General features: G+C 69.5%; 18 protein-coding genes. 12 read left to right on the top strand and 6 right to left on the bottom strand.

Going from position 1 to position 18,503, the window contains the following annotated elements:
• Window positions 1-5: 5 nt before the first annotated feature.
• The 5 genes from hemC (at window position 6) to G6N26_RS14435 (ending at window position 4,541) form a co-directional block, all read left to right on the top strand.
• Window positions 6-953, top strand: coding sequence for a hydroxymethylbilane synthase (gene hemC / locus G6N26_RS14455; protein WP_008261156.1), 948 nt, complete (start codon window positions 6-8; stop codon window positions 951-953).
• A 23-nt stretch (window positions 954-976) separates the two neighbouring features.
• Entirely contained in the window at window positions 977-2,632 is a 1,656-nt protein-coding gene (locus tag G6N26_RS14450) for a bifunctional uroporphyrinogen-III C-methyltransferase/uroporphyrinogen-III synthase (protein WP_083018377.1), read from the top strand.
• A gap of 85 nt (window positions 2,633-2,717) precedes the next feature.
• Window positions 2,718-3,707 (top strand): porphobilinogen synthase, encoded by a 990-nt coding sequence (gene hemB, locus G6N26_RS14445; protein WP_083018375.1) that lies wholly within the window; start codon window positions 2,718-2,720, stop codon window positions 3,705-3,707.
• A 13-nt stretch (window positions 3,708-3,720) separates the two neighbouring features.
• Window positions 3,721-4,281: a DUF3093 family protein gene (locus tag G6N26_RS14440; protein WP_067164919.1), complete on the top strand. Its 561-nt coding sequence runs from the start codon at window positions 3,721-3,723 to the stop codon at window positions 4,279-4,281.
• Window positions 4,281-4,541: a hypothetical protein gene (locus G6N26_RS14435; RefSeq protein ID WP_067164872.1), complete on the top strand. Its 261-nt coding sequence runs from the start codon at window positions 4,281-4,283 to the stop codon at window positions 4,539-4,541. Before G6N26_RS14440 ends, G6N26_RS14435 begins: the two co-directional genes overlap by 1 nt.
• On the opposite strand, the gene G6N26_RS14430 is transcribed toward G6N26_RS14435, so the two are convergent.
• Entirely contained in the window at window positions 4,525-4,965 is a 441-nt protein-coding gene (locus G6N26_RS14430) for an STAS domain-containing protein (RefSeq protein WP_083018373.1), read from the bottom strand. The genes G6N26_RS14435 and G6N26_RS14430 overlap by 17 nt on opposite strands.
• Before the next feature lie 353 nt (window positions 4,966-5,318).
• On the opposite strand from G6N26_RS14430, the gene G6N26_RS14425 reads away from it, so the two are divergent.
• Together G6N26_RS14425 and G6N26_RS14420 are read left to right on the top strand one after the other, a co-directional pair.
• A complete protein-coding gene (locus G6N26_RS14425) occupies window positions 5,319-6,557 on the top strand; it encodes an acyltransferase family protein (protein ID WP_083018371.1) in 1,239 nt (412 codons plus the stop codon).
• Window positions 6,558-6,647: 90 nt separating this feature from the next.
• Window positions 6,648-7,334, top strand: coding sequence for an Rv0518 family GDSL lipase (locus G6N26_RS14420; protein ID WP_067164881.1), 687 nt, complete (start codon window positions 6,648-6,650; stop codon window positions 7,332-7,334).
• Between the two features lie 190 nt (window positions 7,335-7,524).
• Here the strand turns inward: G6N26_RS14420 and G6N26_RS14415 are convergent, their stop codons facing one another.
• Both G6N26_RS14415 and G6N26_RS14410 read right to left on the bottom strand, forming a co-directional pair.
• Window positions 7,525-9,648, bottom strand: coding sequence for an acyltransferase family protein (locus G6N26_RS14415; protein WP_083018369.1), 2,124 nt, complete (start codon window positions 9,646-9,648; stop codon window positions 7,525-7,527).
• Window positions 9,649-9,697: 49 nt separating this feature from the next.
• Entirely contained in the window at window positions 9,698-10,561 is an 864-nt protein-coding gene (locus G6N26_RS14410; RefSeq protein ID WP_179960208.1) for an alpha/beta hydrolase, read from the bottom strand.
• Window positions 10,562-10,936: 375 nt separating this feature from the next.
• On the opposite strand from G6N26_RS14410, the gene G6N26_RS14405 reads away from it, so the two are divergent.
• Window positions 10,937-12,307: an amino acid permease gene (locus tag G6N26_RS14405; RefSeq protein ID WP_083018367.1), complete on the top strand. Its 1,371-nt coding sequence runs from the start codon at window positions 10,937-10,939 to the stop codon at window positions 12,305-12,307.
• An 82-nt stretch (window positions 12,308-12,389) separates the two neighbouring features.
• On the opposite strand, the gene G6N26_RS14400 is transcribed toward G6N26_RS14405, so the two are convergent.
• From G6N26_RS14400 to G6N26_RS14390, 3 genes are read right to left on the bottom strand one after another with little or no spacing between them, the layout of a single operon-like run.
• Window positions 12,390-13,307 carry a ketopantoate reductase family protein gene (locus G6N26_RS14400; RefSeq protein ID WP_083018366.1) on the bottom strand — a complete coding sequence of 306 codons (918 nt, stop codon included), beginning with the start codon at window positions 13,305-13,307 and terminating at the stop codon, window positions 12,390-12,392.
• On the bottom strand, window positions 13,304-14,488 hold the full coding sequence (locus G6N26_RS14395; protein ID WP_083018363.1) for an enolase C-terminal domain-like protein: 1,185 nt from the start codon (window positions 14,486-14,488) through the stop codon (window positions 13,304-13,306). The genes G6N26_RS14400 and G6N26_RS14395 overlap by 4 nt, the downstream gene beginning before the upstream one ends.
• Before the next feature lie 8 nt (window positions 14,489-14,496).
• Window positions 14,497-14,892 carry a nitroreductase family deazaflavin-dependent oxidoreductase gene (locus G6N26_RS14390; protein WP_067164898.1) on the bottom strand — a complete coding sequence of 132 codons (396 nt, stop codon included), beginning with the start codon at window positions 14,890-14,892 and terminating at the stop codon, window positions 14,497-14,499.
• Window positions 14,893-15,172: 280 nt separating this feature from the next.
• On the opposite strand from G6N26_RS14390, the gene hemL reads away from it, so the two are divergent.
• The 4 genes from hemL to G6N26_RS14370 are packed head-to-tail and all read left to right on the top strand — an operon-like array spanning window position 15,173 to window position 18,497.
• Window positions 15,173-16,522 carry a glutamate-1-semialdehyde 2,1-aminomutase gene (gene hemL, locus G6N26_RS14385; RefSeq protein WP_067164903.1) on the top strand — a complete coding sequence of 450 codons (1,350 nt, stop codon included), beginning with the start codon at window positions 15,173-15,175 and terminating at the stop codon, window positions 16,520-16,522.
• The gene (locus G6N26_RS14380) at window positions 16,523-17,131 is read left to right on the top strand and encodes a histidine phosphatase family protein (protein WP_083018361.1); all 609 of its coding nucleotides are present in this window, start codon (window positions 16,523-16,525) and stop codon (window positions 17,129-17,131) included.
• A complete protein-coding gene (locus tag G6N26_RS14375; RefSeq protein WP_067164908.1) occupies window positions 17,128-17,721 on the top strand; it encodes a TlpA disulfide reductase family protein in 594 nt (197 codons plus the stop codon). The genes G6N26_RS14380 and G6N26_RS14375 overlap by 4 nt, the downstream gene beginning before the upstream one ends.
• Entirely contained in the window at window positions 17,718-18,497 is a 780-nt protein-coding gene (locus tag G6N26_RS14370; protein WP_067164911.1) for a cytochrome c biogenesis CcdA family protein, read from the top strand. Before G6N26_RS14375 ends, G6N26_RS14370 begins: the two co-directional genes overlap by 4 nt.
• Window positions 18,498-18,503: the final 6 nt, after the last annotated feature.

Genomic DNA, 18,503 nt, shown 5'->3' with positions numbered 1-18,503 from the left:
CGAACGTGATCCGGATAGGCACCCGGGGCAGCCTGCTGGCCACCACCCAGGCCGGGGTCGTCAGAGACGCCCTCATCGCGCTGGGTCACCCGGCGGAGCTGGTGACCATCACCACCGCCGGGGACCGGTCGTCGGGACCCATCGAATCCCTTGGGGTGGGGGTCTTCACCACCGCGCTGCGTGAGGCCATGGAAGAGGGCCGCGTGGACGCCGCGGTGCACTCCCATAAGGACCTGCCGACGGCCGACGATCCCAGGTTTGCTGTGGCCGCCATCCCCGTGCGCAACGACCCCCGTGACGCGGTGGTAGCGCGGGACGGGCTGGTGCTGGGGGAGTTGCCGCCGGGTTCGCTGGTGGGTACCTCCTCGCCGCGGCGGGCCGCGCAGCTTAGAGCATTGGGTCTCGGTTTGGAAATCCGCCCCCTACGAGGCAACCTAGATACCAGGTTGAACAGGGTTAGCAGTGGTGATCTTGACGCGATCGTGGTGGCCCGGGCGGGTCTGGCCCGACTCGGTCGCCTCGATGACGTCACCGAGACGCTAGAGCCGGTGCAGATGTTGCCAGCACCGGCTCAGGGCGCGCTCGCCGTCGAATGCCGTGCCGGTGACACCCGGTTGGCGGCAGTGCTGGCGGAGCTGGACGACGCCGACACGCGTGCGTCGGTCACTGCGGAGCGAACTCTGTTGGCCGAACTGGAGGCCGGCTGCTCCGCACCGGTGGGCGCGATCGCTGAAGTGGTCGAGTCCATCGATGAGGAAGGCCGGATCTTCGAAGAGCTGTCGCTGCGCGGCTGCGTGGCGGCACTGGACGGGTCCGACGTGATCCGCGCGTCCGGCATCGGCACTCCCGGTCGGGCACGAGAGCTTGGGCTTTCGGTCGCCGCGGAGCTGTTCGAGCTTGGCGCCCGAGAGCTGATGCGCGGAGCGCGGCAAGACCCGACGCGAGGAAATTAAGTGCGAGTTACGTGGGAGCGACAATGACGACGCGAGGGCGTAAGCCGACACCCGGCCGCATCACGTACGTGGGCTCCGGCCCCGGCGACCCGGGACTGTTGACGACCCGGGCCGCGACGGTGCTGACGAACGCCGCTCTGGTGTTCACCGACCCTGACGTGCCCGAGCCGGTGCTGGCGCTGATCGGCAAAGACCTGCCGCCGGTATCCGGCCCGGCCCCGGCCGACCCGGCCGCCGCCAGCGGCGACGGCGCCGACCAAGGCCAGACGCAGCCGGCGGTGATCTCCGGTGGCCCCGACATCCGCCCCGCGCTGGGCGACCCCGCCGAGGTGGCCAAGACACTCACCCACGAGGCGCGGACGGGCGTCGACGTGGTGCGCCTGGTGGCTGGCGACCCGTTGACGGTGGACGCCGTCATCACCGAGGTCAACGCGATCGCGCGCAGCCACCTGCACATCGAGATCGTGCCAGGGCTGGCGCCCACCAACGCCGTCCCGACGTATGCGGGCCTGCCGCTGGGCTCCTCGCACACCGTGGCCGACGTGCGGGGCGATGTGGACTGGGAGGCGCTGGCCGCCGCGCCCGGACCGCTGATTCTGCAGGCCACGTCGTCGCATCTGGCCGACGCGGCGCGCACCCTGATCGAACATGAGCTCTCCGAGAACACGCCGTGCGTCGTGACCGCGCAGGGCACCACCTGCCAGCAGCGGTCCATCGAGACGACGCTGCATGGCCTGACCGACTCGGCCGTCCTGGGCGGCACCGACCCGGCGGGGCCCCTGACCGGTCCGCTGGTGGTGACCATCGGCAAGACGGTGTCGAGCCGGGCGAAGCTGAACTGGTGGGAGAGCCGCGCCCTGTATGGCTGGACCGTGCTGGTGCCCCGCACCAAGGACCAGGCCGGCGAGATGAGCGAGCGGCTGACGTCCTACGGCGCGCTGCCGATCGAGGTCCCGACCATCGCCGTCGAGCCGCCGCGCAGCCCCGCGCAAATGGAGCGGGCCGTCAAGGGATTGGTCGACGGCCGGTTCCAGTGGGTGGTGTTCACCTCCACCAACGCGGTGCGCGCGGTGTGGGAGAAGTTCGGCGAGTTCGGTCTGGACGCGCGCGCGTTCTCCGGCGTGAAGATCGCCTGCGTCGGGGAGTCCACCGCCGACCGGGTCCGGGCGTTCGGGATCAGCCCCGAGCTGGTGCCGGCCGGTGAGCAGTCCTCGCTGGGTCTGCTTGACGACTTCCCGCCGTACGACAGCGTTTTCGATCCGGTCAACCGGGTGTTGCTGCCGCGCGCCGACATCGCCACCGAGACGCTGGCCGAGGGTCTGCGCGAACGCGGTTGGGAGATCGAGGATGTCACCGCCTACCGGACGGTGCGGGCCGCACCGCCGCCGGCGGAGACGCGGGAAATGATCAAGACCGGCGGTTTCGACGCGGTGTGTTTCACCTCTAGCTCCACGGTGCGCAACCTGGTCGGTATCGCCGGCAAGCCGCACGCGCGGACGATCATCGCCTGCATCGGTCCCAAGACCGCCGAGACCGCCGCCGAGTTCGGGCTGCGGGTGGATGTCCAGCCGGAGACCGCCGCGGTTGGTCCGCTGGTCGACGCTCTGGCCGAACACGCCGCGCGGTTGCGCGCCGAGGGCGCGCTGCCACCGCCGCGCAAAAAGAGCCGCAGGCGCTAGTGGTCGCCGGACGGCCGAGCGTCCGTGTTTGTACGCCGACACGCCGTCGGCGCCGGCATTCTGCGCGCGCTCGCGGCGACGCGCGATGAGCGGTAGCGCCTACCCGCGGCACCGTCCGCGTCGGCTCCGCTCAACCCCGGCGTTGCGCCGCTTGGTCGCGCAAACGTCCCTGGAGCCAAGGCATTTGGTGCTGCCGATGTTCGTCGCCGACGGCATCGACCAACCCCGGCCGATCGCCTCGATGCCGGGGGTGGTGCAACACACCCGCGACTCGTTGCGCAGCGCCGCCGCCAGCGCCGTCGCCGCCGGGGTGGGCGGGCTGATGCTGTTCGGAGTGCCGCGCGAGGAGGACAAGGACGCGGTGGGGTCGGCCGGCACCGACCCCGACGGCATCCTCAACGTCGCCCTGCGCGACCTGGCCAAGGACCTCGGCGAGGCCACGGTGCTGATGGCCGACACCTGTCTGGACGAGTTCACCGACCACGGCCACTGCGGCGTCCTCGACGACCGCGGCCGGGTCGATAACGACGCAACCCTGGCCCGCTACGTCAAACTCGCTGTGGCGCAAGCCGAATCGGGCGCTCACGTGGTGGGACCGAGTGGGATGATGGACGGCCAGGTGGGCGCGATTCGCGACGGATTGGACGCGGCCGGCCATACCGACGTGGCGATCCTCGCCTACGCCGCCAAGTTCGCGTCGGCGTTCTACGGCCCGTTCCGCGACGCTGTCAGTTCCAGCCTGTCCGGAGACCGGCGCACCTATCAGCAGGAGACGGGCAATTCCCGCGAGGCGCTCCGCGAAATCCAGCTCGACCTGGACGAGGGCGCCGATATCGTGATGGTGAAGCCGGCATTGGGTTATCTGGACGTGGTGTCTGCGGCGGCCTCGATTTCGCCGGTGCCAGTGGCCGCCTACCAGGTGTCGGGGGAGTACGCGATGATTTGCGCTGCGGCCGCGAACAATTGGATCGATGAGCGTGCCGCGGCTCTGGAATCGTTGACGAGCATCCGCCGGGCCGGAGCCGATATCGTTCTCACCTATTGGGCCGCGGATGCGGCAGGGTGGCTTTCGTGAGATGGGGCTTGCGATGACGACCAGAAGCGATACCCAACCGAAGCCGTTGTTCTACGAACCCGGCGCCAGCTGGTGGTGGGTGGCGTCCGGCCCGGCCTCGGCGGCGGCGATGGTCCTCGTCGAAATCTGGAGCGGCGCCAAGGTGTCGCTCGTGGTGCCCGCGATCTTCTTGGTGCTGGTGTCGGCGTTCGTGGGGTTGCAGGTGAAGGCGGCGCGGATCCACGTCTCGGTCGAGCTCACCGAAGACGCCCTGCGCCAAGGCACCGAGACGATCTTGGTGCGCGAAATCATCAGGGTGTATCCCGAACCCGAGAACCATGAAGCCTCCGGCAAGGAGCTGGCGCGTTGGCAGTCGGCGCGGGCGCTCGGCGAACTGGTCGGCGTGCCACGCGGGCGGATCGGGATCGGCCTCAAGCTGACCAATGGCCGCACCGCGCAAGCGTGGGCGCGGCGTCATCGCCAGCTGCGGGCGGCCCTGACCCCACTGGTCCAAGAGCGGGTGGAGCCCACCGCCACCGATGTCATCGACGCGGATTGGGACGACACCCCAGGTAATCAAGCCGGGTCCGCGTGATGACCGCCAGCTACCGGGCGGTGGTCGAGCTCGTCGTGGCGGTTGCCGCGTTGGCGGGCTCGGGCATCAGCTGGATGCGCTCGCATCACACGGTGTCCGTGGCGCCCATCGCGGAGGGGCAGCCCTTCACCACGTCGGTGGTCTATGACCCGCAGCTGTTGCTGCTGACACTGGTGCTGCTGACGAGCGCCGGCGTGCTGGCGGTCGTCGGCGCAGCCAGGCTGCGGCGTGCCCGTTCCGGCGCTACGACGTCTTCCTGACCAGCGGCAACGCCATCCGGCGGCGGATCCTGATGGCGTCGGCGCGGTCGCGCAGCACCTCCTGAACCGAGCGCATCAGCGGGAAGCTGGCGTCATGGCCGGTGTCCTCGAGCGCCTCGGTGACCGCCGAGCTGGCCACCAGTGTCCAATCCACTCCGGCGGCGCGACAATCGGCGTCGAACGCGTACAACAGCGAAATCCCGGCCTCAGCAAATTGGCTGACATCGGCGATGTCGAGCACCACGGGGTTTTCCCCGAGCGTGAACCGCCGAATGTGGTGACTGACGCGGTCGACATTGGCGTCGTCGATTTCGCCGCGAATGTGCACCACCGTCGCCAAGTGGCGATAGTGCGCGCGCACCTGAGCGCCATCGCACTCAAAGACGCAGTTGTCGTGGCGACTCTCGGTGCCTGCGATCGTCATGAGGACCCCTCACTCTCCGTGCCGCTCGCGCTGGCCTTGGGGGCGCCTCCCCGCTCACCAAAGCTGCCTTAAACGCTAGGCCGCAAGCCTAAGGAGACCGGTAGCCGCGTTTAACTCTTTGCTAAGAAGCAAATGCGGCTCCCCATGGAGCAAACCTCCATAATCGGCGTCGAGCGGCCCGGGCGGCACTGAAGGCCGTGTGCCACACCACAACCGTCCACGCATGTCGGCGATTGCGCTGCTAGGCTGCCATGGCTGCCGGTTGCTAGTCGGGGGGCTTGCGAAATGGCGAGATCGTCCGCTCAGCCGCTAGCAGGTGAACGCAACGGCAGGATTCAGACGGGAAGAGCAACGTGCGGGGCGGAGAGATCCGGGGCGAAATCAAGGCCCTGACGGGACTCCGTATCGTCGCCGCGCTGTGGGTGGTGCTGTTTCACTTCCGGCCGATGCTCGGGGACGCCTCGCCCGATTTCCACGACGCGCTGGCCCCCGTGCTCAACTGCGGCGCCCAGGGCGTCGACCTCTTCTTCATCCTCAGCGGGTTCGTGCTGACGTACAACTATCTCGACCGGATGGGCCGGTCCTGGTCGACCCGCGCCACGCTGCACTTCCTGTGGCTGCGCCTGGCCCGGGTATGGCCGGTGTATCTGGTCACGTTGCACCTCGCCGCCCTGTGGGTGATCTTTACGCTGCATGTCGGTCACGTGCCGTCGCCGGACGCCGCCTCGCTCACCGCGATCAGCTACGTGCGCCAGATCCTATTGGTGCAGTTGTGGTTTGTGCCGTTCTTCGACGACTCGAGCTGGGACGGGCCGGCCTGGTCGATCAGCGCCGAATGGCTGGCGTACGTGCTCTTCGCCCTGCTGGTGCTGGTCTTGTTGCGGATGAAGCAGGCGACGCGGGCGCGCAGCCTGATGGTGCTGGCCTTCGCGGCGTCGTTGCCGCCGGTGGTGATGCTGCTGGCCAGCGGCCACTTCTACACGCCGTGGAGCTGGCTGCCGCGGATCGTCACCCAGTTCACCGCCGGCGCGCTGGCCTGCGCCGCGGTGCGCAGATTGCGGCTGACCGACCGTGGCCGCCGTGTCGCCGGGTGGGTCTCGCTGCTTCTCCTGGCCGCCATGGTGGGCGTCCTGTATTGGTTTGGGGCACACCCGATATCCGGAGTGGTGGAAAACGACAGCGGCGGCGTGGTCGACGTGCTGTTCGTTCCGCTGGTGATCTCGCTGGCCGTCGGCCTGGGGAGCCTGCCGAGGGCGTTGTCCACCCGCGTGATGGTGTACGGCGGTCAGATCTCGTTCTGCCTGTACATGGTTCACGAATTGGTGCACACGTCGTGGGGCTGGGCCGTGGAACAATTCGAGCTCGCAACGCAGGACAACCCGTGGAAATGGAACGTCATCGGCCTGCTCGCGATTGCCGTGCTCCTTTCGATCGCGTTGTATCACGCCGTCGAAGAGCCCGCTCGCCGCTGGATGCGCAAGATGGTCGATGTCAGGGCCGTGACCGCGAGAAGTGACCCCGGCGAGTCAACGAACGGCAAGCCGCATCCGATCGACCGTCCGCTGGAAGCGATTTCGGTTCGCGCGGTGTGATGGCTGCTTTTGCGCCCGGCCGCGATTCGCGGGCAGTATTCGATGTGGACACGGCGGCATCCGACCATGCCGTTGACAGTGGAGGTAAGAGTGAGTCGTCTGGCCACCTTTCTCATTGGGTTGAGTTTTTTGGGGGGCGTGGGCGTCGCATACCCGGCGCAGGTCCGCACTTACGAGACGCTGACGCTGGACTTCCGGCTGAATCACCTGGCGGTCATCGGGGATTCGTACACCACCGGCACCGATGAGGGCGGCCTGGGCCCGCGGTCATGGCCTACGCGTGCGTGGCAGGCGCTCGGCGCGCGGGGCTCGCGCGTTTCGGCCGATGTGGCCGCCGAGGGCCGCGCCGGTTATGGCACACCCGGCGACCATGGCAGCATCTTCGAGGACCTGACCGCCAGGGCGGTCCATCCCGACGACGCTCTGGTGGTGTTCTTCGGCTCCCGCAACGACCAGGGCGTCGACCCCCTGCTGTTGACCGAAAAGACGCACGCCGCTTTGGATCTGGCGCGCCGACTCGCACCCGCCGCCCGCTTGCTGGTGATCGGCCCGCCGTGGCCGACCGCCGACGTCCCGCCATCGATGTTCCTGATTCGCGACATCCTCGGTGGCGCGGCCGGGGCCGCCGGGGCAACGTTCATCGACCCGATCGCCGAGCAGTGGTTCGTCGGCAGGCCCGACCTGATCGGCGCCGACGGCGTGCACCCGAACGACGCGGGGCACCAGTACATGGCGGACAAGATCGCACCGCTGATCCGTACTCAGCTGTCGACGTGACGGGGCGCTAGTCCTCCGCGTGGCGCTCGTAGTCCCACCGCTCCAAGCGATCCTGCAGGTGGAGCAGGCCGACCCCAGCGAAGGGCGCGGCGACCGCGATGCAGACCAGCAGCAGTGGAGACATGAGCTAAACCCTCCAAAAACCCTTCACTGATCTGACGTTCGTCCGCCACGAGAAGTTCATCGCCGTTCACCCCTCCGCCACGGCGCGGTCCACCAGCACACCCATCACGGGCGCCAGCAGCCGCGCGTACTCGGTCGTCACGTGGTTGTCGTCGCGGAACACCAGGGTGTTGCCGACGATCAGCGGGCAGCGGTCGGGGGCGCAGAACAGGTCGGTCAGGTCGGCGTAGCGCCCGCCGTTGCCGACGGTCGCGGCGCGCTCGGCGGCGATCCCGTCGTCGTTGGCGGCGGCGGATCGCGTTGGCGCACAAGCGGTTGCGTCGTCGAGATGGGCGGACAGGCAGGTCGGCGCCGACGAATGCGGATCGGCGGCGGGCCCCAGCACCAGGACCGTGGCGCCGGTATTGCGCAATTGCGCCACGGTGCGTCCCAGGGTGTCGACCCACGCCGGATCGTAGGAGGTGAAGCCGAAGTCCCCGCCGTAGCGCCGGCTCATGTCCAGCACGATCAAGCGTGGGTGTTCGGCGTTCATCCGGCCCATGATCTGCGCGCGCCACTGTTCGCATTCGGTGTATTCGCGGCCCAGATAGGGGCTCACGATGTGCAGGTCCTGCAGCGGGCAGGTCACCTTGGCCAGCGTCTCCAGCCGCCAGTGCCGCTGCTCGGCGAGCTGCTCGAACGCCGGATTCCACATGGCGGCGTGCGAGTCGCCGATCAGGGCCACGGTGGTCGGCGAGGCGGTATCGCCCGTCGCGCATTCGCTCTGGCCGACATCGCGCCAGGACCGCACACAGCCATTGACGAACACGGCGGCCTTGTCGGCGGGCGCCTGGGCCAGCGGCGGGTCGAGGTTCGACGGGACGGCCCGCACGCCCGCAGCCCCCGCTAGGATGACGTGCGCCTGGTCGAAGGCCTGACGGACCGCCGCTTCCTGCGGACTGACGGCAGGGACACCGGTGGGCGGCGCCGCAACGATGTTCGCCCGCGGTGCCGCAACCCCATGGCCCACCGGCGCGGGGATCACGTTGAGCAGCAGCATGCATGCGCAGGCGGTGGCGGCGCTGGCGCCGCCCGCCACGGCCAGGCTGACCTTCGCCGATCGGCGCAGGGCCGCGGCGAAGCGGCCGGGGTTCTCCACCAGATGCAGGGTGATGACGGCCAGCCCGGCGGACACGGCCGTCGCGCTCAGGCGGGCCGGCAGTCCGGCGGGCTCGCCGAGCAGCGCCGGCATCAGCAGCAGCAGCGGCCAGTGCCACAGGTACCACGAGTAGGAGATGCGGCCGACGGCGCGCATCGCCGGGCGGCACAGGACCCGACCGGGCCCGAGTCCGCCGGTGACGGCGCCCCCACCGATGATCAGCGCGGTGCCCAGCACGGGCAGCAGCGCCTCGACGCCGGGGTAGGGGGTGTGTGCGTTGAGCTGGGTGCAGGTCAGCAGGATCAACGCCAGGCCGCCCCAGCCGGCGATCGAGGCGGTCAGCAGCGACAGCCGGCGCCATTGCTGCAGCGACAGGGCCACCAGGCCGCCGGCCGCGAGTTCCCAGGCTCGGGTCGGCAGCGAGAAGAACGCCCACGACGGCGACGTCCGGGTCCACAGCGCACCGGCCGTCAACGACGCGGCGGCGACCACCGCGAGGACCGCCGCGTACGGTGCCGCCCGCTTCGCGGCGCCGCGCAGGGACGGGATGCGCCGGATCAACCATGCGACGGCGATGATCAGCACCGGCCACACGAGGTAGAACTGTTCCTCGACGCCGAGTGACCAGTAGTGCTGGAACGGCGACGGCGCATCGCTGGTCAGGTAGTCGGTGCCGCGCAGGGCGAACCGGTAGTTGCCGACGTACAGGGCACTGGCGACGCCGTCGAGAAACACGCTGCGGGCCTGCAGCGGCGGCAGCACCGCGGCGGCGGCGATCGCGGTGGCGGTGCCGACGATGGCCGCGGCCGGCAGCAGCCGCCGGGCGCGCGCGCCGTAAAATCGGCCCAGCGCAACGGTATTGGTGGCGGTCGTTTCCCGAAAGAGCAGACCGGTGATGAGGAAGCCGGAGATGACGAAGAAGACGTCCACCCCGATGTAGCCGCCGCTGACCCCGGGGATGCCCGCGTGGTAGAGCACCACGGCGATCACCGCGACGGCGCGCAGTCCCTCGATGTCGGGCCGGAATCCCCTTCGGGAAGTCCGCCGCTCCACGGGCTGTGGGCTGCTGGCGACTGATTCCTCCCGAAGTGTCATCGTCGGCTCAGGTCGCCATCCAGGCCAGTTCGCCGGGTAGTTGGCTGCGCCAGTAGGCGACGTCGTGGCCGCCGAGCGAGAAGCTGCCCGCCGGTTGCGTCTTCAACTGGTACACGAATTGCTTTGTGGCGAAATAGAAGCGGTCGAAGTTGCCGCAATCCACGCGCAGCGGAATCGAATTCAGCGCCGGCACACCCATCACGCTGTTCTGCACGAAGTCCTCGTTGCTGTCGAACGCGCCCGGAGCGCTCGTCGCGTACGAGGTGTACAGGGCCGGGCTGATCGCGCAGATGCCGGCGGTCCGGGACGGGCCCAGCTTGGCGCCCAGACGCAGCGCCCCGTATCCGCCCATCGACCACCCCATGAAGCCGACCCGGGAGGTGTCGAAACCCATCGTGGACAGCATCGGCAGCAGCTCGTCGAGCACCATCGCGCCGGAGTCCTCGCCGGAAGTTCTTTTGTGCCAGTAGGTGTTGCCGCCGTCGACACCGACGACCGCGAACGGCGGTTTACCCTCCTTGGCCAGCCGGGCCAGCCCGTCGGGCACGCCCATGTCGATCATCTGGTTGGCGTCGCCGTCCACACCGTGCAGCGCGATCACCGGACGCAGCATCTTGCTCTGGCCGGGCGGCATGGCGATCACGTAGTTGGTCTTGATGCCTCCGCGGGCCGCCGACACGAATGACCCGGTGAGCCTGTTCGGCAGGGTGCTGCCCGCCGTCGGCGGCTCGAACGGGGCGGGAGCCTGCGGCAGCGTTGCGGCGTGCGACGTCTCCGCAGCCAGCAGCGAGCTGAAGGCGAACACGCCGGCGGCTCCGAGGCTGGCACCGGCGCCCATCCGGAGCACCGCCCGGCGTGTGAGGTCAGGCATGATCGCAATGATGCCGCCCGGAACGGGGATTACCCGCCGAGCCACGCCGTATTGGAAGCATTGTGTGATCTGGCGTGATCTTTCGGTCACGAAGCGGTGATCTTTTCCGGCGACCAGCAACGGCTCTGACGGCCCGGCGCGAGGTGGCTTCCGCGCCGGGTTGCGGCATCACACTGGATCGGTTCACATCGTAGCGCCGCCGACGAGGGTTGCCACCATCTGAAACGTTGCGATCGTATTGCCTTCTGGCCCAGCGGGAGACGGTGGCCGGCGATCCTGGTCTTGTCTCTATAGGGCCGCCGACACTGGTATCCCGGCGCCCGATGTGCTGTGGTTGATGACCAACACCGGGATGCGCGTAGGGGGTGGCTGGTCATGGCTGGCACTTCGCAACTGCGCCAAGGGCTGTCGCAGCGCCAACTCAGCATGATCGCCCTCGGCGGCGTGATCGGCGCCGGCTTGTTCGTCGGATCCGGCGTGGTGATCAAAGACACCGGACCGGCCGCCTTCCTCACCTATGCCCTGTGCGGGTTGCTCGTCGTCCTGGTCATGCGGATGCTGGGGGAGATGGCGGCCGCGAACCCGTCGACGGGATCGTTCGCTGACTACGCGGCCAACGCCCTGGGCCGCTGGGCGGGGTTTTCGGTCGCCTGGCTGTATTGGTACTTCTGGGTGATCGTGGTGGGCTTCGAGGCGGTCGCCGGCGGAAAGGTCCTCACGTACTGGTTCCACGCGCCGCTGTGGCTACTCTCCCTGGGCCTGATGGTGCTGATGACGGGGACCAACCTGTTCTCGGTGACGTCCTTTGGCGAATTCGAATTCTGGTTCGCCGGAATCAAAGTCGCGACCATCGCGATCTTCCTCGCCGTCGGGGCGGCGTACGTCCTGGGATTGCTGCCCGGCCATCACGGGGGCCTGGCCAACCTGCACTCGCACGGCGGATTCTTTCCCCACGGCGTGGGCGCGGTGTTCGCCGCCATCGTGGTGGTGATCTTCTCCATGGTCGGAGCCGAGATCGTCACCGTCGCCGCGGCGGAAAGCCGCGACCCCGAGCTCGCGGTCCAACGGGCGACCAGGTCGGTCGTGGCGCGCATCGGCATCTTCTTCGTCGGCTCGGTCTTTCTGCTCGTCGCGATCCTGCCTTGGGACGCCGTACAACTCGGCGCCTCGCCGTACGTGGCCGCCCTCAAGCACATGGGTCTGCCCGGAGCGGATCAGGTGATGAACGCGGTGGTGCTCACCGCGGTGCTGTCGTGTTTGAACTCCGGGCTCTACACGGCATCGCGCATGCTGTTCGTCCTCGCCGACCGGGGCGAGGCGCCGATGCGGTTGGTCAAGCTGAGCGGGCGTGGCGTTCCCCACCTCGCGATCCTGTGCTCGTCGGCCGTCGGATTCGTGTGCGTCATCATGGCGCGGGTCGCGCCCCACACGGTATTTCTGTTCCTGCTCAACTCATCTGGCGCGGTCATCTTGTTCGTCTACTGGCTGATCGCGCTGTCGCAGATCATCCTGCGCCGCCGCACGCCCGCCGAAAAGCTGACGGTGAAGATGTGGTTCTTCCCCGTGCTGTCGATCCTCACCCTGACCGGAATCACCGCGGTGCTGGTGCAGATGGCGTTCGATCACAAGGCGCGCAGTCAGCTGTGGCTCAGCCTGCTGTCCTGGGCGGTGGTGATCGGCCTCTACCTAGTCGCCCGCGGCCGCACTCGGCTCGGCAACGGGGTACCGCTGTCTGAAAAGCGCTAGCGCATGCGCTATCAACTTTCTGACTCACATGTCGGGGCACAGAGGCTGCCGTGCCGCTGTGACGGCGAAAGCCCGAGCCCGGTCAGCCCCACCGCCGTTCGATCGCCTTGATCAACGCGGTCAGCGTGGCGTTCACCGGCGCCGCGACGCCAACCCGTGCTCCTTGGCGGGGCACCGCGCCGTTGATGACGTCGACCTCGCTGACGCGGCGCGCCTCGTGGTCCAGTAGCGCCGACGGTTTGGCGTCGGGCATCTGAGCGCCGAAGGCGCGAACGTGCGCGACGGGGTCGGTCACGGCGACCGCGATGCCGGACGCGCGGGCGACGGTCCACGCCTCTGTCGCGGCGGCCTGGCTGACCGCCCCCATCTCCGGGTCGTCCATCACCTGGCCGACGGTCAGGCCGGTCAGCGCGCACGGCGCGCTGTAGGCGGCGTTGCAGATGAGCTTCTCCCACTGCATGACGGCGATGTCGGTGACCGCGGCGGCATCGAATCCGGCGTCGGCCCAGGCCCGCGCGATCGCCTCGACCGTCGCGTGCGGCAGCGAGGAGTAGGCGCCGAAACGCATCGCGCGCATGGCGTTGTGATGCACGTGGCCGGGGGACACCCGCGAGGCCCCGAACCCGCTGGCGATCCCGACGGCGACCCGCTCGGCGCCGACGATGTCCGCGACGGTTTCGGCCGACCCCAAACCGTTCTGGATGGTCAGTACCGGCGTGGCCGGCCCCAGCATCGGAAGGGCTTGCCGCGCACCGACTGTCACGTCGGCAGCCTTGACCGCCAGCACGATCAAGTCCATCGGCACGTCCGGCGCGGTGGTGCTGGCCCGCAGCGGCACCACCCGGTCGTAGCCTGGGCCCGTGACCCGCAGGCCGTCGCGGCTGATCCGTTCGATGCTGGGTTCGTGGCGGTCGATGGCCAGCACGTCGTTACCCGCGGTCGCCAGCCTGGCTGCATAGATGGAACCCATTGCCCCACAACCGATCACGGCGATCTTCATCCGCACCCTCCGGTCAGCTCCGCGATCAGTTCGGCCAGGCCCGCCTTTTCCTCGAGACCGAACCCGGCGGCGTCCGTCGGCGCGATCCGTCCCTCCGAGACCGCGCAGGCCTCGGAATAGCCGCCGAACGGCGCGAACACGCCGGGGTAAGCCTCACACCCGCCCAGGCCGAGCCCGGCGGCGACGTGCAGGTTGATCAGGTGCCCGCCGTGCGGAAAGGCGAAGCGGCGATCAAAGCCGTGGGCCTCGAGGACGTCGAGCATCCGCAGGTACTCGCCCACCCCGTAGCTCAGCCCCGGATCCATCTGGAAGACATCACGATTCGGCCGCATGCCCCCGTAGCGCACCAGATTGGTCACGTCCGGCGCCGAGAACAGGTTCTCGCCGGTGGCCACCGCGCCGTCATAGCAGTCGGTCACCGCGCGGTGCAGCGCGTAATCCAGGGGATCGCCCGGCTCTTCGTACCAGCGCAGGCCATAGGGGGCCAGCGCGGCGGCCCAGCGGGTGGCCTCGTCCCGGTCGAAGCGGCCGTTCGCGTCGACCGCGACCCGTCCCGCGTCGCCGACGATGTCGATGACGGCCTCGATCCGCGTCAGGTCTTCGCCGAGCGCGGCGCCGCCGATCTTCATCTTGATCGCGTCGTAGCCGAGGTCGAGGTACCCGCGCATTTCGGCGCGCAGCTGCTCGGCGCCGCCCTCGGCGTAGTAGTAGCCGCCGGCCGCATACACCGGCACGGTCGGCGCGGGGACTCTCCCGGCGTCGCGCGCGATCGTGACGCAGGCGGGCTCGTCGCGCAGTTTGGCGTTCAGGTCCCAGCACGCCAGTTCCAGCGCGCCCGCCGCGGCCGCCCGGTCCCCATGACCGCCGGGTTTCTCGTCGGTCAGCGCGCACCCCGCGACCGCGGCGGGGTCGAGGAACCCGGCCGCATCCAGCAGGGTGTCGGGGGACGCGGCCAGCACCCGCGGAATCATCCGGTCGCGCAGGATCCCGCTCTGCGCAAACCGCCCGATCGAGTTGAACGCGACGCCCGCCACGGGCCGCCCGCCCCGGACCACGTCGGAGATCACCGCGACCAACGAGACCGTGTGGCCGGAGAAGTTGACCACCGCGTTGGCGGGCCCCCCGCGCCGGCCGCCGTCGAGGCCGACCGCCCGCTCGACGATCCCCGCGATCCGCACCACCCGCGATGTCAGGAGGTCCGGGTGAGCAATACCGCTTGCTCGAACGGCAGCCTAGCGAACACCCGTCGCACCCCGCGCGTCACGTATGCGGCCGCCTCCGCCTTGGAGACCACGCGCGGATCGGCGATGCCCACGGTTTTGCCCCTGCTGCGCAGGCGCCCGCCGCCCGCCGCGGCGAGGTTCTTCAGCCAATCCCGGTTGGGCCCGTAGGTCAGCAGGATCGCCACCCCGGGCTTGCCGTTGACCTCGGTGCTGAACACGTTCACGGGTGTGCGGTACGACTTGCCGGAGCGCCGCCCCACGTGCTCCACGATCCCGAACGACGGGAGCCAACCGGCCCACATCCGCTGAATCGGGTTGGTGACGTGACGGTTGAACCGGGCAAGTCCTTGTGGGAGTTGCATGCTCTCATCCAACTCGCAGGCCCGGCCGCAGGACAACCCGATATTTGGCGCCCGATTGGGTTTACTGACGTCTCACGGGCGAGGCGGCGGGGAACGAGGCCGCCCAGCACCTCGGCGATGTCGCCGCGCACCAGCGCTCCGCGCAAAAGGAACGACGCCGCGCGCCGCGACTACCAAAAGGCGCAGGAAGCCGGCGAGCACCACGCCTGACCGGCGGACCGGCCCGGTCCTGCTACACCCTGTAGTTGGACGGCCCGCGAAGGCTGGGACACTAGTCATCATGGGAAGCAGTGATCGGGCGCCCGCGCACGCCACGGGAACGCCTCGGGCCACGGCGACCTCGGCGCGGCTGTTCGAGGACGCCTGCGCCGTCATCCCCGGCGGGGTGAATTCCCCCGTCCGCGCGTTCACCGCGGTGGGCGGGACACCGCCGTTCATCACGCAGGCACGCGGATGCTGGCTGACCGACGCCGACGGCAACCGCTACGTGGACCTCGTCTGCTCGTGGGGACCGATGATCCTGGGCCACGCCCACCCCGCCGTGGTCGACGCCGTCACCCAGGCCGCCGCCTCGGGCCTGTCGTTCGGGGCGCCCACCCCGGCGGAGAGCGAGCTGGCCGCCGAGATGATCGCGCGGGTGGCACCGGTCGACCGGATCCGACTGGTCAACTCCGGCACCGAGGCCACCATGAGCGCGGTGCGGCTGGCCCGCGGCTTCACCGGCCGGGCCAAGGTCATCAAGTTCTCCGGCTGCTACCACGGCCATGTCGACGCGCTGCTCGCCGACGCGGGCTCCGGGGTGGCGACGCTGGGTCTGCCGTCCTCACCGGGCGTGACCGGGGCGACGGCGGCCGACACCATCGTGTTGCCCTACAACGACATCGACGCCGTGCGCCAGACGTTCGCCCGGTTCGGCGACCAGATCGCCGCGGTGATCACCGAAGCGAGCCCCGGCAACATGGGGGTGGTTCCCCCCGCGTCCGGCTACAACGCGGCGCTGCGGACGATCACCGCCGAGCACGGCGCGCTGCTGATCATCGACGAGGTGATGACGGGCTTTCGGGTCAGCCGAAGTGGTTGGTACGGAATCGATCCGGTCGATGCCGACCTGTTTACCTTCGGCAAGGTGATGAGCGGCGGATTGCCGGCCGCGGCCTTCGGCGGGCGGGCCGAGGTGATGGAGCGGCTGGCGCCGCTGGGCCCGGTGTATCAGGCCGGCACCCTGTCAGGAAACCCGGTCGCGATGGCCGCCGGGCTGGCGACCCTGCGCAATGCCGACGCCGCGGCCTACCAGACGCTGGATGCCAACGCCGACCGTCTGGCCGGGCTGTTCTCCGAGGCGTTGACGAATGCCGGTGTAGCGCACCAGATTCCGCGGGCCGGCAACATGCTCAGCGTGTTCTTCTCGGAAACGCCGATCACGGACTTCGCCTCCGCGCGGGCCAGCCAGACCTGGCGTTACCCACCGTTCTTTCATGCGCTGCTGGACGCGGGCGTCTACCCGCCGTGCAGTGCCTTCGAAGCGTGGTTCGTTTCGACCGCACTGGACGACGGCGCCTTCGACCGCATCGCCGGGGCGCTGCCGGGCGCGGCGCGGGCCGCCGCCGAAGCCGACGAGGGGAAATCGTAGATGGCCGAGCAAACCCGGGTGCACGTCGTGCGGCACGGCGAGGTGTACAACCCGAGCGGCGTCCTTTACGGGCGGCTGCCCGGGTTTCACCTGTCCGAGGCGGGCCGGGCGCAGGCGGCCGCGGTGGCCGACGCGCTCGCGGACCGCGACATCGTCGCGGTGATCGCCTCGCCCCTGCAGCGCGCCCAGGAAACCGCCGCGCCCATCGCCGCCAAACACGGCCTTCCCGTCGACAGCGACCCGGACCTGATCGAATCCGCCAACTTCTTCCAGGGCCGCCGCGTCAGCCCCGGCGACGGCGCCTGGCGCGACCCCAGGGTGTGGTGGCAGCTGCGCAACCCGTTGCGGCCGTCGTGGGGTGAGCCCTACGCCGAGATCGCGGCGCGGATGGAGACGGCGGTGGACAAGGCCCGCGCCCGCGGCGCCGGTCACGAGGTGGTGTGCGTCAGCCACCAGCTGCCGGTGTGGACGCTGCGCCTGCACGTGACCGGTCAGCGGCTGTGGCACGACCCGCGGCGCCGTCAATGCGGCCTCGCGTCGGTGACCACCCTGGTCTACGACGGCGACCGGCTGGCCGGCGTCGAGTACTCCGAGCCGGCGGCCCCATGACCTTCTGGCGACAGGCGATGGCCGGGGTCTTGCTGACGAGCCTGCTCGCCGGCTGCTCCTCCGGTCATGACGCGGTCGCCCAGGGCGGCACCTTCGAATTCGTCTCGCCCGGCGGCAAGACCGACATCTACTACGACCCGCCGTCGAGCCGCGGCCGCCCCGGCCCGCTGTCGGGCCCCGACCTCGCCGACCCCGCGCACACGATGTCGCTGGACGACCCGATCTTCGCCGGCCGGGTGGTGGTCATCAACATCTGGGGGCAGTGGTGCGGACCGTGCCGCGCCGAGGTCACCCAGCTGCAGCAGGTGTATGACGTCACCCGCGGCGCCGGGGTGTCCTTTCTCGGCATCGACGTCCGCGACAACAACCGGCAGGCCGCGCTGGACTTCGTCAACGACCGCCACGTCACGTTCCCGTCGATCTACGACCCGGCCATGCGCACTTTGATCGCGTTCGGCGGCAAATACCCCACCACCGTGATCCCGTCCACGCTGGTGCTGGACCGCCAGCACCGCGTCGCGGCGGTCTTTTTGCGCGAGATGCTGGCGACCGACCTGCAGCCCGTGGTGCAGCGATTGGCCCGGGAATGACCGGCTTCACCCAGATCGCCGCCGCCGGACCGCTTTTGGTGGCGCTCGGCGCGTGCCTTTTGGCCGGGCTGGTGTCGTTCGCGTCGCCGTGCGTGGTGCCGCTGGTACCCGGCTACCTGTCCTACCTGGCCGCGGTCGTGGGCGTGGACGAACAGCCGTCCCCCGGAGCGGTCAAGTCCCCGCCGGGTGCCCGCTGGCGGGTCGCCGGATCGGCGGCACTGTTCGTCGCCGGGTTCACCACGGTGTTCATCCTGGGCACCGTCGCGGTCCTCGGCATGACGACCGCGCTGATCACCAACCAGCTGCTGCTGCAGCGGGCCGGTGGCGTGCTGACCATCGTGATGGGGCTGGTGTTCGTCGGGCTCATCCCGGCCCTGCAGCGTCAGGCCCGGTTCAGCCCGCGGCAGCTGACCACGGTCGCCGGGGCCCCGGTGCTGGGCGCGGTGTTCGCGCTGGGCTGGACGCCGTGCCTGGGGCCGACGCTGGCCGGCGTGATCACCGTCGCCTCGGCCACCGACGGCGCCAGCGTGGCGCGCGGCATCCTGCTGGTGATCGCGTACTGCCTGGGCCTGGGAATCCCGTTCGTCCTGTTGGCGTTCGGCTCGGCCGGCGCAGTGGCGGGCCTGAGCTGGCTGCGCCGCCACACCCGGGCCATCCAGGTGTTCGGCGGCGTCCTGCTGATCACGGTTGGCGCCCTGCTGGTCACCGGGGTATGGAACGACTTCGTCTCCTGGCTGCGCGACGCGTTCGTGTCCGACGTGAGGCTGCCGATTTGAGGCAAT

The sequence above is a fragment of the Mycobacterium marseillense genome (genome assembly GCF_010731675.1).
Classification (GTDB): domain Bacteria; phylum Actinomycetota; class Actinomycetes; order Mycobacteriales; family Mycobacteriaceae; genus Mycobacterium; species Mycobacterium marseillense.
The sequence above is the reverse complement of the archived record's forward strand: the minus strand, read 5'-3'. Positions and strand labels throughout refer to the sequence as shown.

What these genes read in the sequence shown, in the direction of transcription:
- G6N26_RS14450 (WP_083018377.1), top strand. Translation starts at nt 977, where the DNA reads ATGACGACGCGAGGGCGTAAGCCGACACCCGGCCGCATCACGTACGTG.
- hemB (WP_083018375.1), top strand. Translation starts at nt 2,718, where the DNA reads ATGAGCGGTAGCGCCTACCCGCGGCACCGTCCGCGTCGGCTCCGCTCA.
- G6N26_RS14440 (WP_067164919.1), top strand. Translation starts at nt 3,721, where the DNA reads ATGACGACCAGAAGCGATACCCAACCGAAGCCGTTGTTCTACGAACCC.
- G6N26_RS14435 (WP_067164872.1), top strand. Translation starts at nt 4,281, where the DNA reads ATGACCGCCAGCTACCGGGCGGTGGTCGAGCTCGTCGTGGCGGTTGCC.
- G6N26_RS14430 (WP_083018373.1), bottom strand. Translation starts at nt 4,965, where the DNA reads ATGACGATCGCAGGCACCGAGAGTCGCCACGACAACTGCGTCTTTGAG.
- G6N26_RS14410 (WP_179960208.1), bottom strand. Translation starts at nt 10,561, where the DNA reads ATGCCTGACCTCACACGCCGGGCGGTGCTCCGGATGGGCGCCGGTGCC.
- G6N26_RS14405 (WP_083018367.1), top strand. Translation starts at nt 10,937, where the DNA reads ATGGCTGGCACTTCGCAACTGCGCCAAGGGCTGTCGCAGCGCCAACTC.
- G6N26_RS14400 (WP_083018366.1), bottom strand. Translation starts at nt 13,307, where the DNA reads ATGAAGATCGCCGTGATCGGTTGTGGGGCAATGGGTTCCATCTATGCA.
- G6N26_RS14390 (WP_067164898.1), bottom strand. Translation starts at nt 14,892, where the DNA reads ATGCAACTCCCACAAGGACTTGCCCGGTTCAACCGTCACGTCACCAAC.
- hemL (WP_067164903.1), top strand. Translation starts at nt 15,173, where the DNA reads ATGGGAAGCAGTGATCGGGCGCCCGCGCACGCCACGGGAACGCCTCGG.
- G6N26_RS14380 (WP_083018361.1), top strand. Translation starts at nt 16,523, where the DNA reads ATGGCCGAGCAAACCCGGGTGCACGTCGTGCGGCACGGCGAGGTGTAC.
- G6N26_RS14375 (WP_067164908.1), top strand. Translation starts at nt 17,128, where the DNA reads ATGACCTTCTGGCGACAGGCGATGGCCGGGGTCTTGCTGACGAGCCTG.
- G6N26_RS14370 (WP_067164911.1), top strand. Translation starts at nt 17,718, where the DNA reads ATGACCGGCTTCACCCAGATCGCCGCCGCCGGACCGCTTTTGGTGGCG.